This window comes from Anaeromonas gelatinilytica (assembly GCF_016820635.1).
In the GTDB taxonomy this organism is placed as follows: domain Bacteria; phylum Bacillota; class Clostridia; order Tissierellales; family SIT17; genus Anaeromonas; species Anaeromonas gelatinilytica.
The window spans coordinates 34218-48728 of the sequence record NZ_WSFU01000137.1 but is presented as its reverse complement, the minus strand read 5'-3'; the positions used below and the strand labels follow the sequence as shown (position 1 = coordinate 48728).

Sequence of the window (14511 nt, the reverse complement as noted above, 5' to 3'; positions counted from 1 at the left end):
AAATCTATTCCTCTTCATCATTAAACAATTCATAATATGCTTCGGCTACAATATTAAATTCCTCATCATCTTCTATATTTTTAAGTTCAACTTCTCCATCACTTTCTATATATTCATATAATAATACACTATCATCCTCTTCAGGAACTAATGCTATATACTCTGTATCTTCCACTTCAAATAATCCCAACACATGACAATCTAAAACCATATCATTATCTAATGTAATTTGCATCATCTCTAGTTCTTCATGTTCATGGTTATGTTCTTCACATTCACAATTATGATCCCCATGATTCCCATTACAACAATTATCCTTATCCATCTTATCTCATCCTTTACTTTTAAGTTAATTACTAACTATTTTACCCACTAAAAAAGATATTAATAAAACTTTATTTAATTCTTCTTAAAATAGAAAGCAAGTAATCCCACATTCTCTCAGTAGAACTAATACTTAAGGCTTCCTCAGGAGTATGAACATCATACATATTGGGACCAAAAGATATCATATCTATATCTCCTAATTTTTCCTTAAATAATCCACATTCTAAACCTGCATGGATTGCATCTATTTCTGGCTCAGAGTTAAACATATCTTTATAAGCCTCAATAAATACTTCTCTTATATAAGAATTTGGATTATATTGCCATTCAGGATACTCATTTTCAGCAACTACTTTAGCACCTATAGAATCTGCTAATACTTTCTTTCTATTAAATATTTCTTCCTTTAATGTTTTTATAGAACTTCTTATTGCACTTTCAAATATAACTTCTTTATTATCTGTAGTCACAACACCTAAATTTGTAGAGCTTTGTACTAATCCTTCAATTTCCACACTCATACTTTGAATCCCATTAGGCATTAATCTATATAATGCTATTAACTTGTTTAATGTTTCTTTATTAAAAACTTTTTTAGGTCTTTCATCTATCTCAATTACATCTACTTTAACATCTGGATCAGAAACTTTAAACTCATTTTGAAGCTTATTATTCCATTCCTTAATTCTATCTTTTAAACTATCATAACTATTACTATCTAAAACAAATTTAGCATCTGCTTCTCTAGGAATAGCATTCATTTTTGCTCCACCATTAATTTCATATACTGATAGCTCAAAATTCTGATTTAAATCTTCTAAAACTCTTCCTAAAATTATATTTGAATTACCTCTTTCTTTATTTATCTCCATACCAGAATGTCCACCTTTAAGATCTCTTATAGTTAATAGATATGAAGAATTTTCTGAATTCACTTGTATCCAATTTATAGGTAATATAACCTTATCTCTAACTCCTCCAGCACAACTAACTAACAATACTCCTTCTTCTTCCGAATCTATATTAATAAGAATTTTTCCAGAAATATTATCTTTATGTAATCCTTTTGCTCCTCCCATTCCTGTTTCTTCCTCTGTGGTAATTAATACTTCTAATGGTGGATGAGGTATATCATTAGATGCTAATATTGCCATAGTATATGCAACAGCTATACCATTATCTGCTCCTAATGTAGTCCCACTAGCCTTAATAAAATCTCCTTCGATTTTTAGTTTTAACGGATCCGCTGAAAAGTCATGTTTTGTATCTTTATTTTTTTCACATACCATATCCATATGACCTTGAAGAATTACTGTAGGTGCACCTTCATACCCTTCAGTTCCAGGTTTTTTAATTATAACATTATATGCTTCGTCTTGAATTACTTCTAGCGCATTTTCTTTAGCAAAAGATACCAAATAATTACTTACATTTTTTTCATTTCCAGAACATCTAGGAATCCTTGATAATTCCTCAAAATAATAAAAAACTGATGATGGCTTTATGTCCCTTAGTACTCCACTCATATTCAACATCCTTTCATAATTTATACTTGTCTTTATTATATTATATATTAAATTATATTATCACCCGAATTATAATAATTTTATTATAATTTATCTATAACTTTATCTATAGTACCACCACCTAAACAAATTTCTTTATTATAAAATACAACACCTTGCCCCTCAGTTATAGCCTTTTGTTCCTCATCAAATATAACTTTTGCTGTATTTTCTCCTGTAGGAATTACTCTTACACCTTGATCTTTTTGTCTATATCTAAATTTAGCAGTACATTTAAATTCTTCTTTAGGCTTATCATTACTTACCCAATTAATGTCAATAGCTTCTAATGCTTCTGAATAAAGAGTAGGATGATTAGAACCTTGAGCTACATATAATATATTGTTTTTTAAATCTTTATAAGCAACAAACCATGGCTCACCACTTCCAATGCCACCTATTCCTAAACCTTTTCTCTGACCCTTTGTATAATACATAAGTCCATTATGTTTACCTAATACTTCTCCATCAATGCTTCTAATCTCTCCAGGCTTAGCTGGTAAATAATTATTTAAGAATTCATCAAAGTCTCTTTCACCAATAAAACATATACCTGTACTGTCTTTTTTATTTGCAGTTTCTAAATTATGTTTCCTAGCAATTTCTCTTACTTGTGGTTTTTCAATATCTCCAATAGGAAACATAGATTTAGATAATTGGTACTGATTTAATTGACATAAAAAATATGATTGATCTTTATTATTATCTTTTCCTCTAATTAACTTGTATTCATCATCTTCATATCTAATATTTGCATAGTGTCCTGTAGCTATATAATCTGCACCTAACTTTAATGCATGTTCTAAAAAAGCTTTAAATTTTATTTCCTTATTACATAAAATATCAGGATTTGGTGTTCTTCCATTACGATATTCATCTAAAAAATAAGTAAATACTTTATTCCAATATTCTTTTTCAAAGTTTACTGTATAATATGGTATATCAATCTGTTGACAAACTCGTCTTACATCTTCATAATCTTCTGTAGCTGTACAATATTGTTCATCTTCTTCATTCCAATTTTTCATAAATATACCTACAACATCGTATCCTTGCTCTTTTAATACTAAAGCAGCCACAGAAGAATCTACACCTCCAGACATACCAATAACTACTCGTATACCTTCATTAGATTTTCTCATATTATCTCTCCTCAATCATAACCTAATTATATTATAAGTTTTAATCTATTAATTATTCTATTTCAAATTACTCATTAATCTAATTATTCTTATATATACTAATATTATATCAATAGGCCATTTGTTTCAACAAACTCATAGAACTTTTAAAATAAAAATAGACCAAAAATATATTCTCTTTTGCCCAAACTTATAAAGATTATATTTTTGATCTGTGTAAATACTTTAAATTAAACTATTTTAAATGAACGAGTTCACTTTTCTTTTTTGAATCTTGATGTTTCTTAATTAAACTTGTAGCATGACCCATAGGACATATTGTACACCAACTTCTCTTCTTAAAAATTACTCCCATCATAATTCCAACTACAAAAGATACTCCCATGAATCTAAATAAGGCAAATGCAATTTTATTAAAATCTCCTTTAGCATGTATTAACGATATAGTTAATAATATAATCATAATACCTAATAATAAATGTTTTGCAAATTTACTTCGCATCCATTTAGGCATGTTATTATTTAAACTTATTTTCCCAAGAAACCTGCCTAAAAATGATCCTCTAGGACAATAATGAGAACAATGAATCTTTCCTCTTCCTCTTAATGCATGATATATAGGCGTTCCCATACATACAAATCCAAATATTCCAAATCTAAAATCAATTATAGATAATAAGAAAAAACTAACAATTATTATCCATGACCAATTCATATGTGATTTCCTTTTCATGATTTCACACCTCCACTATATATTGTTATATCCATATATTATAATATGTAGATATATAGTTCAATGATATTCCTAATATCCATAATATTCATAATCTTTATTTGTCTTCGATTTTCTAGTTTTTTATTCATATTAAAGGAATTCATATTAAACTATAGAAAAAGACTCTTAACGAGTCTAATCTAACACTAATTTTCTTTTTCTATTATTTGCTCTTAATTTTTTATAACTTATATATATATACGTACCTATATATCCACCTATTATTCCACCTATTGCTGATACTCCTAAGGCTAATAAAACTATTGAAGGTTCATTAAATCCAAATGGTGCTAACATCCCAGGAATTGGTGAAGCTGTTCCTGGTGCATTATTTACTATTCCTAAATATGCAGCTATTATACCTCCTAAACCACCACCAATAAAATCAGATATATATATGGGTAACGGATTTTTAGTAATTATATCTGCTTGAGTTAAAGGCTCTAACATAACTGCCAATGTACTTCCTTTCTCCCCAAGTTTTAATCTCCTAAATACAATAAAATTAGTAAATGCTCCTGCAAAACTAGCAATAGATGCTATTCCCATAGCCAAACCTTCTAAACCTAACATTGCAGTTAATGCCATAGAACTTAATGGAGATGTACACATTATTTTCATAATTCCACCTAGGAAAAATCCCATTAATATTGGTGATTGAGTTGCAGACATTTGTATCATTTCTCCTATAGAATGTAATGTACTATCTACCACAGGAGTGGATAATGTTCCTATTATTCGTGCTATAGGTGCTATTAATAATGCACCTAATATAATATCTAATCCTTTTGGTAATATTTTTTCTAAATATGGGGCTAATATACCTATTATATATCCAGCTATAAATCCTGGTAATATGTCTAGTCCTGACATAGCAGCACCTGCTACTGCTGAATATATTGGATTAACTCCCATATTGAGACTAACTAATATTATAGCAATAACTCCTCCCATACTACCAGAGGATAATCCTACTTCTCCTAAAAAATCTAATCCCAAGAAATCACCACTAATATATTTATGCACTGCTTCAACTAAAAATGTTGCAACTGCGGCTCCAGCTAATCCTGACATAGCTTTATCACCTTTTTTTGCTTTTAAACTAAATATTGAAAATACTAATAATGTGAGTACTAATAAACTTAAACCTTTTACCACACTGAACATATTATCCCTCCTTAATATATATTTAGACAATAAAACAGGGTGCAAAAGAGCATAAAAAATCATGCTCCTTTGCACCCTGTACTTTTTACCTGAAAGTTTCCTCTTAATTTCATAAGTTTCTTCTTCGGCGCCCAAAATGGGTCTCTCCAGGGGTGTGTCAAAACATTGTATTAAACCTGAAAGTTTCAGAATTAATTTTTGGCATAATCAATTCCTTGCTTCTACGGTTATCTCTGTAGATATCTCCAATATTCATCTCTCACATATGTTATTTAATTAATTTCATTATAAATACTTACTAAACATAAATCAACATCAATATTATTAAGTTATATTAAAATTTAATTTTTTATTCAAAACTTTCATCAATGGAACACCTATTATTGTTACAACAGTAATTTCTCCAATAGCCACATAAAGCATACTAGGAAGTAACGGCAAACCAAATAATATATTTAATTGCAATCCTATTATTATACCATTTGATAATGCTGGTAATAATGATGCAACCCAAATATTTTTTACTTTTGTCATAGGATACACAGCCAAAAAGGTTGCCAATGTTCCTACCACCATATCAACAGGTCCTAATGTGCTTGCTATATTTGCAAAAAAGGTTCCTATAGTTACAGCCCATACATATATAGGATTGAAAAATGCCAAGAGAGTTAATACCTCTGATATCCTAAATTGAACCTGGCCATAACTTAGTAATGGAAAAGCTACTGTTAATATAACATATATTGCTGCTACTATTCCTATCTTCGCTATTGTCCTTCCATTAATTTTTTTCATTTTTATCACTCCTTGTTTTTTTAGTGGGGCCAAGGAAACACTTACGGACTCATATATACTATCATAAAATTAAAAAATGTCAAATAAAAATGACCTATATAGGTCATTTTTATTTGACATTACTATTATCTTTTTATTTTATCTAATTCTTCTAACAATTTGTCATTAAGTATTTTAATGTATGTCCCTTTCATTCCAAGAGATCTAGATTCTATAATACCAGCACTCTCTAATTTTCTTAGAGCATTTACAATAACTGATCTAGTTATACCTACTCTATCTGCCACCTTACTTGCCACCAATAAGCCTTCCTCCCCATCTAATTCTTCAAAGATATGAGTTAAAGCTTCTAATTCAGAATAGGATAATGTCTTAATCCCCATTTGTACTATAGACTTTTTACGAGCTTTTTCCTTTACTACTTCACTCTTTGATCTAAGTATTTCTGTAGCTACAATAGTAGCACTATACTCAACTAAAACCAAATCATCCTCAGTAAATTTTTCTTCTGCTCTTGCTAAAACTAATGTACCTAATCTTTCTCCATTTCTTTTAAGAGGCACTATAGTAGCATACTTGTCATAACTTTTGATATCTTTACTGAATATATCTAATAATCCATCTCCAGTAACATTATGATTTACAACATCAATATTTAATAATTTTTCATTATACTCTATCGGAAAATTCTTATCTCCTGTTTTAGGATCAATAATGATTGGATTTTCTAAATCATCCTTTAAACTTACTCCTATAACTTTTCCTTTTGCACTTATTACATAAGTATTTGAATCTAATACCTCCCTAAGACTCTCACTTAATGTTGTAAAATTCACAGGTGCAGTTCCTGCATCTTCTAATATCTTATTTAATTTTCTTGCTTTTTCTAATAGTGTTGCCATTTAAATCCTCCTTAATATATACAATTATTGTTTTCTTCTAGGTATACTAATCAATTCTAATAAATATTTACAATCTAATATTCATAAATATATTAAATATTAATTAATAATATATTCGTCATGTTAATATCATAACATTAGAAATTTTATATTATTATGTAGAATTTTGCAAGTGTTCTGCATAATTTAATTATACCCTAAAAAAACCAATTATAAAATATAATTACACCAAATATTTTAAATTTTTAGAATAAACTTGATGAAATAGCTTACTTCTTAACCTTTTATTTTTTTGTTACATTACAATATATTAAAATAATGTTGATTATATTAAATTCCAAAAAAAGAAGATCAATTAATGATCTTCTTCTAAATTTTCTTCTGTATTAATATCAACACCTTCTAAACTAGCATCTAATATATTTCTTAATGCTCTCCGTTGCGGTAATCTATGAGTTTCTTTTGCAAATTCAGTGAAATATTTATCATCGGTTGTTTTATTAAATTTTTCTTTTAATCTTCTCTCTTTATCCATTTTATCACCCTTAATTATTTTTTACTTATACAGATTATTTATTCTTATTCATAATAAATAAAAATACTATTTATTACCTTTAACGAAAAATACGAAATTGTTTAAATGATTAAATTATCCAACTATTTTTATTTATACAAAAATTTAATCTTTAATAAAAAGGGATTCATTTATTTTTATAGAAGTATTAAATTGTTAACCAAAAATAGGGAGGGTGTAGAGTGATATATATTATAATTGTATTATTTATTTTATTAATTATAACTTTAATAATGTATTTTAAGTCTTTATTTAAGCTAAAAAAATTAGAATCAAAGGTTAGTTTAATATCTACTGGGAATTTTACAGAAACTTTTAATCCTAAAAAAATGGGATCTATGAAAAATTTAGGATCTATATTAAATATTTTATTAAAAAATTTTCGTAAATTTATAGCAAATGTAAATTCATCTACAGACCATGTAGAAGAATTTATAGAACATATGAATGAAGATTCTCAAAACATAAATGATGGTGCAATTCACAGTTCTAAAGTAATATCAGAAATTGCAAATAGTACAGAAAAGCAATCTTCTTCCATTATACAAGCTTATGATTATACTGAACAGATAATCAAAGACTTTAACATTATTACTTCTAAAACTGAAGATGCTAAAATAAAAGCTATATCAACTAAAGATATTATTAACAAAAATAGTGAAATATTTAATAAATTACTAGATGCTATTAAAAAGAATACAGATAATAGTATTGATTTAGTAAATAAAATAACTCGCCTAGAAGAAAAAGCTAATGAAATAAATGTTATTACAGAATCAGTTAATGATATCAGCGAAAACACAAATTTATTAGCCCTAAATGCAAGTATAGAAGCTGCAAGAGCTGGAGAAATGGGTAGAGGATTCGCTGTGGTTGCTAATGAAGTAAAATCTTTAGCTGACGAAGCCTCAAATGCTTCAAATCATATAAAAGAATTAATTAATACCTTAAAAAAAGAAATTTCATCAATTGCCAATGAAATTAGATCTGATTCTGATAATATGAAAGAAGATATTTTAATCGCTGATGATGCAAAGAAATATTTCGATAATATAGTTGTATCTACCGACGAAACTATAAATCTCATTGATTTAATAAATAATCTAGCAAAAGAAGAAGAAGATATTATTAATAATATAAAAGAATTTATGGAAGGAGTAGCTGCCACTTCTCAACAAAATACTGGTGCTACTCAAGAAGCCTCTGTAGCTATTGAACAACAAACATATATGATAAATGATATGTTTAACGCTCTTAAAGAATTAGGTTCTAAAACATCAGAAATAAAAAAAGTGATAAATTTTTTTGTTAAATCATATGAAATTAAACCATCTACCCAAAATGAAATAGATAAAGGAGTAGACAAATTAATCTCTATAACTAAAAACTCTTCAATATCAACTTTTAATAGAAACTCTTCTGAAAACTATATGCAGGAAATCATTGATAATAATAAAAACTTTGAGATTATAACTCTACTTGATTCAGATGGAAATACAACTGCAATAAGTTATAATAAGGAACTTGATTTAGGAAATAAAGAAGAATTATATGACAATTTTAAGCATAGAGAATATTTTAAAAAAGCAATGAACGGAGAAATATATCTATCAGATCCATATATATCTACAGATTCCTATAACTATTGCATTGCCATGTCCGTACCAGTAAAAAATAATGATGGAAATACAAATGGAGTATTAATGGCAGACTTTGCCTTAATATAACAAATATAAAAGTGGCTAGTTAGCCTACCAGTGTTACATCTAGGTAAATATTCAAAATAATATTATTAATAAAAAAATCTTTCATTCTATATAGAATGAAAGATTTTTTTATTTATTTACTATTTGCAGGTTCAATATTTATTTTTTTACCTTTTATTTTATTATTCTTCATTGTTTCTAATACATTTTGACCACTTTCCACAGGTACTTCTACGAAAGTAAATTTATCATACATATCAATTTTCCCTACAATCTCTCCTGGAAGTCCTGTCTCTCCCGCAATTGCTCCTAATATATCTCTAACTCTAACTTTATGTTTCTTTCCAATATTTATAAATAATCTTACCATTCCTGGTTCTGCTCCAGTATTACCAAAATCTACATCTGTTTCATTATCTTTTTCTTCAATATTACCCATTGACATATTAAGCAATGCTGCTGCTATATCAATCGATGTATATTCATCATCTAATAATTTTTCAATATAATTTCTTTCTTTTGATAATTTTTCATTATCAATTATTGTTTTAATCTCATTTAATACTTTATCTGCTTTAGCTTCCTCTACTTCATTGATTGAAGGAGCCTGTTGTCTTTTAATCTTTGTCTTAGTATATTTTTGTATCCCCTTTAATTTATATATATCCTTTCCCACAACAAAAGTAAAGGCACGACCAGTTCTACCAGCTCTACCAGTTCTGCCAATTCTATGAACATAATATTCTTCATCTTGAGGTACATCATAATTAAATACCATTTCTACATCATCTACATCAATTCCTCTTGCTGCAACGTCTGTAGCTACTAATATCTCTACATTACCATTACGAAAACTGTTCATTACTCTATCTCTTTGATTTTGCTTTAAATCTCCATGCAAGCCATCAACAAAATACCCTCTTGCTTGTAAATCAACGACTAACTCATCAACCATTCTTTTAGTATTACAAAATATTAAACTTAATTTAGGATCATGTATATCAATTAGTCTAGTAAGTATTTCTAATTTATTTCTTCTTTTTACTTCTATATAATATTGTTCAATACTAGGCACTGTAAGCTCTTTATGCACTACTTTTATAGTTTTAGAGTTCTTTTGATATTTTTTAGTGATATCCAATATAGGTTTAGGTATCGTAGCAGAAAATAATAAGGTTTGTCTTTTCTCTGGTGTTTTATCTAAAATTTCTTCTATATCTTCCCTAAATCCCATATTTAACATTTCATCAGCTTCATCTAATACAACCATATTTAGACTTTGAAGTTTCAGTGTCTTTCTTCTCATATGATCCATAATCCTACCTGGAGTTCCTATTACAACCTGAACTCCTTTTTTTAATGCTTGTATTTGTCTTTGAATAGGTTGCCCCCCATATACAGGTAATGTTTTAAGCCCTGGTATATATTTAGCTAACCTTCTAATTTCTTCAGATACCTGTATAGCTAATTCTCTTGTAGGACATAAAATTAATGCTTGTACTGATTTTTGAGTAGTATCTACCTTTTCTAATATTGGTATACCAAAAGCAACTGTTTTCCCCGTTCCTGTCTGTGCTTGACCAATGACATCAGTTCCCTTTAATATTTCTGGAATAGCTTTTGTTTGTATTGGAGTTGCTTCCTCAAATCCCATTTCACTAATTGCTTGCTCCAATTCTTTACTTATTTTTAGTTCATTAAACTTTATTGTTTTCATTCAACTTTCCTTTCTTACGTTTATTCATTATTATTTACAATATATATTTTTTTATAATATATTTTCACAAAATAAAAGACCACAAATGAAGACCCTTCATCTGAAGTCTCTATTATAAAGATTATATGCATTAAGTCAATTATATACTATTAATACCAATATAACAAGTTAATTATTGTAAGAAATAAATTTACAATACATAAGTGCTATTCTTGCCATAAAAGTCTCTAATATATCTTCTCTACTATAAAAGATACAATATTACTTCATATGAGTTTTGTATCAGGCATTATAGAAGCTGCTTCAACCATTTCACTTTAATCATATAATTCTATATTAATTTAATTCCACCTTCTACAAATTCAATTTTATTTTCTTTTAGTAATCTTCCTATTGCTCTTTTAAAAGCCCCTTTACTCATTTGTAATTGCTTTTTAATTAGATCAGGTGAACTTTTATCATTCAACATTAATACTCCTCCATTTGATTTTAACTTAGATATAATCTCATCTGCATCAACATCCATTTGTTTATAAGCTTTTTTTCTTATACTCAATTCTAATTTACCATCTGATCTAACTTTAACAACTCTAGCTTCTATTTTTTCTCCTAACTTAAAATATCTAAATACTTTTTGTTTAGGTATTAACCCATGATATTTCTTATCTATAGCTACAAATACACCCATATCTGGATTAATATTATATACCATACCCTCTACTTTATCATTCTCTTTATATGTAGAATTTATATCTAACATATCATATACATTCATGGTAGCACATAATCTATCACTCTTATCAATATATACTCCTACTAAATATTCTCTACCTTTTTTAAGTCTTCCTCGCTGTTCCCTAAATGGTAAAAATAAATCCTTTTCTAATCCCCAATCCATAAAAGAACCTATTTTAGTAATATCTACTACTTCCAAAAAACCTATATCCCCTAACGTGAGTTTAGGCCTCTTAGTTGTAGATATAACTCTATCATTAGAGTCTCTATATACAAAAACCTCTATTCTATCTCCAATTTCAACCCCTCTATTTACTTCCTTTAAAGGTAACAAAACTGTTTCATTATTCTCATCTTTTATAGACTTTAAATATACCCCTTGAGGAGCAAGTCTATCGACTATTAACTCTTGAATCTTTCCTAATTTAATCATCACATTCTCCTTTGAAACTTATTTTATTGTTTATCATTATTATATCAGAAAATATAATTTAAACTTTTATCATATATTTTTTATTTTTCTGCCCCGTATATTCCTACCATTTGAAAAAATGGAGTAAATTAATAATGTTAAATCTTCTCTAAATGCACTTTCAGGTATAGAAGATAATTCACCTAAAATATTTTAAAAATAGACTAATTTGGTCACTTTATGATAAAATTATAACTATATAAATAAACTATGACCAATTAAGGAGGTATAATCTGTTTATGAAGAAAGGTGAAACAAAGATAACTTATATGTATCACAGCGGTTTTTTTGTTGAAACTAAAAATTATATTTTAGTATTTGATTATATTACAAATAGTTATATTGATAATATAAGTTTAATGAATTTATTTATAGGTAATAAAAAAGAAGTATTTGTTTTTGTTACCCATGGACATAGAGACCATTTTGACCCTATAATCTTAACTTGGACTGAATATAATAATAAAATAAAATACATTATTAGTGACGATATATCTATAAACATAGATAATAAGAATATTTATTATATAAATAAATATAATTCTTTAAAGTTCGATAATATAATAATAAAAACCTATGGAACTACTGACAGAGGATTATCTTATTTAGTCAATTTAGATAATCTAAATATATACCATTCAGGAGACTTAAATTGGTGGCATTGGAAAAATGATGATAAAAATACACAAATAAAAGAAGAAATGGACTACAAAAAGGAAATAAATATTATCGAAGAAAAAAATATAGATGTAGCTTTCGTTCCTGTAGATCCAAGACTAGATGAAAACTATTATTTAGGAGGAAAATATTTTGCTCAAACAATTAAACCTAAACTTCTTATACCAATGCATTTTGAGGACAAAATAGAAATATCCAATAAATTTGCTAAAAAAATAGAAAATTTAAATTCTACAGTATGGGAAATAAATAAACCTTTAGATGAATACTTGTTTAGAAAAAAATATACTTAAAATATTTTAAATTTGTAAGATTTTTATTATTAAGTTTTCTTTATAAATTCAGTATTACATTTGGGGCATTTTATCTTAATTTTCCCTTTATTTTTTGGTAACCTCAATTTAACCTTACAATTTGGACATTTAAAATATTTATGAGTTTTCATATCTCCTAATCTGTTAGATAATTTCTTGAATTTTAAATAAACGGGGCTTAATAACATCATAAACTTATAATTTTCCATTCTACGTTTTTGTATATTCTTAGAAAACATTCTGTAAATAGTTATTGCCAGGGGAATATAACTAAAAAATAAAAATATAGTCCAATTAGTAAATCTACTTATTATTATAAAAATTATTGACAATATTACTAACCCACTAGAAAGTTGATCTCCTCCTGATCTACCTGTCATAAATTTTCTTAACCAATTCATCATTTCCCTCCTTTATCTTATAACCAACATTTTATTTAATAGACTCTATAAATTGAATTTTTAATCCGTTTGGATCTTGCACATAAAAAAATTTAATATTTGGATTAGGTTGAAATAGTCCACTATATATTTCTATCCCATTTTCTTTGACAAATTTCATTTTTCTTTCAACTGAATCTATTTCAAATCCTAAAGAAATATCTTTTCCAATAATACCTTCCTCTTTATTTTCATCATAAATTAATTCAAGTTGCGTTTCTCCAATCCCTAAAAATGCTATTTTCATACCTTCTGCAGTTTGAAATCTTCTATTCACTGTTAATCCAACAATTTCCTCATAAAATTTTAATGATTCCTCTAAATCTTTTACCCTTATTGTAGTCCAACAAAATTTCATCATATACACCTCCTATAATATCTAAATTATATTATATAGTTTAACATAAAAGTATAAATATAAAAATATATTTATACTTTTATGTTAAACTTCAAGGAGAAGATATAACTAGAAAACCGTAGATTAATATTAATCTACGATTTTCTTATAATAATCTATATTTTAATACTTTCTCTTATTGACATTATCTTTACTTCTCTAGATTTAATATTCCTCTTAAACTCATTTGGATCTGCCTTAATCACGGGGAATGTATCATAATGCATAGGAACTACTAATTTTGGTTTAATAAATTCTACTGCTCTTACTGCATCATATATATCCATAGTAAAATTACCACCTATAGGAATTAATGCTATATCTATATTTTCTTCTTCTAAAAGTTTCATATCCATAGTTAAGCCAGTATCTCCAGCATGATATAATTTTTTATCATCTAATTCTATTAAAAATCCACAAGGATTACCCCCATCAATCATAAATTTTCCATTATAAATTCCTGAACCATGTAGAGCTGGTGTCATCTTTACCCTTCCAAAATCAAATCTAATAGAACCACCTATATGCATAGTATGTACATATAATCCTTTATCTGATAAATATTGACCAATTTCAGCATTACAAATTACTTTTGCATTATTATTTTTAGCAATCTCTACTGTGTCTCCTAAATGATCATCATGTCCATGGGTAACAAAGATATGAGTTATTTCCTTCAATTCATCGATATTAATACCATTACTTGAATTTCCACTTATAAATGGATCTATTAAAGCTTTTATCAGACCCTCTTCAATCATAAAAGCAGAATGCCCCAAATATTTAATTTTCATTTTATCACCAT

The 14511-nt window shown here is 27.3% G+C and carries 15 protein-coding genes and 1 riboswitch; of the genes, 2 read left to right on the top strand and 13 right to left on the bottom strand.

Going from position 1 to position 14511, the window contains the following annotated elements; genetic code table 11:
* Positions 1–4: 4 nt before the first annotated feature.
* From GOQ29_RS13145 to GOQ29_RS13110, 8 genes are all read right to left on the bottom strand, one after another.
* Complete coding sequence (locus GOQ29_RS13145; protein WP_252187634.1) at positions 5–325, bottom strand: DUF1292 domain-containing protein; 321 nt, start codon at positions 323–325, stop codon at positions 5–7.
* A gap of 70 nt (positions 326–395) precedes the next feature.
* The gene (locus GOQ29_RS13140; RefSeq protein ID WP_203373123.1) at positions 396–1853 is read right to left on the bottom strand and encodes an aminoacyl-histidine dipeptidase; all 1458 of its coding nucleotides are present in this window, start codon (positions 1851–1853) and stop codon (positions 396–398) included.
* 83 nt (positions 1854–1936) lie between these two features.
* Positions 1937–3034, bottom strand: coding sequence for a tRNA 2-thiouridine(34) synthase MnmA (gene mnmA / locus GOQ29_RS13135; protein ID WP_203373122.1), 1098 nt, complete (start codon positions 3032–3034; stop codon positions 1937–1939).
* Positions 3035–3269: 235 nt separating this feature from the next.
* Positions 3270–3767, bottom strand: coding sequence for a 4Fe-4S binding protein (locus tag GOQ29_RS13130; RefSeq protein WP_203373121.1), 498 nt, complete (start codon positions 3765–3767; stop codon positions 3270–3272).
* A gap of 177 nt (positions 3768–3944) precedes the next feature.
* Positions 3945–4976, bottom strand: coding sequence for a PTS sugar transporter subunit IIC (locus GOQ29_RS13125; protein ID WP_203373120.1), 1032 nt, complete (start codon positions 4974–4976; stop codon positions 3945–3947).
* 67 nt (positions 4977–5043) lie between these two features.
* A riboswitch (glycine riboswitch) is annotated at positions 5044–5136 on the bottom strand.
* A 164-nt stretch (positions 5137–5300) separates the two neighbouring features.
* Positions 5301–5771, bottom strand: coding sequence for a QueT transporter family protein (locus GOQ29_RS13120; protein ID WP_203373119.1), 471 nt, complete (start codon positions 5769–5771; stop codon positions 5301–5303).
* A gap of 125 nt (positions 5772–5896) precedes the next feature.
* Positions 5897–6673 carry a GTP-sensing pleiotropic transcriptional regulator CodY gene (gene codY, locus GOQ29_RS13115; RefSeq protein WP_203373118.1) on the bottom strand — a complete coding sequence of 259 codons (777 nt, stop codon included), beginning with the start codon at positions 6671–6673 and terminating at the stop codon, positions 5897–5899.
* Between the two features lie 355 nt (positions 6674–7028).
* A complete protein-coding gene (locus GOQ29_RS13110) occupies positions 7029–7208 on the bottom strand; it encodes a hypothetical protein (protein WP_203373117.1) in 180 nt (59 codons plus the stop codon).
* A gap of 221 nt (positions 7209–7429) precedes the next feature.
* Between GOQ29_RS13110 and GOQ29_RS13105 the strand changes: the two genes are divergently transcribed.
* Positions 7430–8974 (top strand): methyl-accepting chemotaxis protein, encoded by a 1545-nt coding sequence (locus GOQ29_RS13105; protein ID WP_203373116.1) that lies wholly within the window; start codon positions 7430–7432, stop codon positions 8972–8974.
* Between the two features lie 112 nt (positions 8975–9086).
* On the opposite strand, the gene GOQ29_RS13100 is transcribed toward GOQ29_RS13105, so the two are convergent.
* Together GOQ29_RS13100 and GOQ29_RS13095 are read right to left on the bottom strand one after the other, a co-directional pair.
* Positions 9087–10670, bottom strand: a complete 1584-nt coding sequence (locus tag GOQ29_RS13100; protein ID WP_203373115.1) for a DEAD/DEAH box helicase — start codon at positions 10668–10670, stop codon at positions 9087–9089.
* Positions 10671–11001: 331 nt separating this feature from the next.
* A complete protein-coding gene (locus tag GOQ29_RS13095) occupies positions 11002–11838 on the bottom strand; it encodes a CvfB family protein (RefSeq protein ID WP_203373114.1) in 837 nt (278 codons plus the stop codon).
* Positions 11839–12116: 278 nt separating this feature from the next.
* Here GOQ29_RS13095 and GOQ29_RS13090 point away from each other — a divergent pair, with 278 nt between their 5' ends.
* Entirely contained in the window at positions 12117–12848 is a 732-nt protein-coding gene (locus GOQ29_RS13090; RefSeq protein ID WP_203373113.1) for an MBL fold metallo-hydrolase, read from the top strand.
* Positions 12849–12877: 29 nt separating this feature from the next.
* Here GOQ29_RS13090 and GOQ29_RS13085 read toward each other — a convergent pair whose 3' ends face one another.
* From GOQ29_RS13085 to GOQ29_RS13075, 3 genes are all read right to left on the bottom strand, one after another.
* Positions 12878–13270, bottom strand: a complete 393-nt coding sequence (locus tag GOQ29_RS13085; RefSeq protein WP_203373112.1) for a hypothetical protein — start codon at positions 13268–13270, stop codon at positions 12878–12880.
* A gap of 31 nt (positions 13271–13301) precedes the next feature.
* A complete protein-coding gene (locus tag GOQ29_RS13080; RefSeq protein WP_203373111.1) occupies positions 13302–13667 on the bottom strand; it encodes a VOC family protein in 366 nt (121 codons plus the stop codon).
* A 155-nt stretch (positions 13668–13822) separates the two neighbouring features.
* Positions 13823–14500 carry a metal-dependent hydrolase gene (locus GOQ29_RS13075; protein ID WP_203373110.1) on the bottom strand — a complete coding sequence of 226 codons (678 nt, stop codon included), beginning with the start codon at positions 14498–14500 and terminating at the stop codon, positions 13823–13825.
* Positions 14501–14511 lie beyond the last annotated feature (11 nt).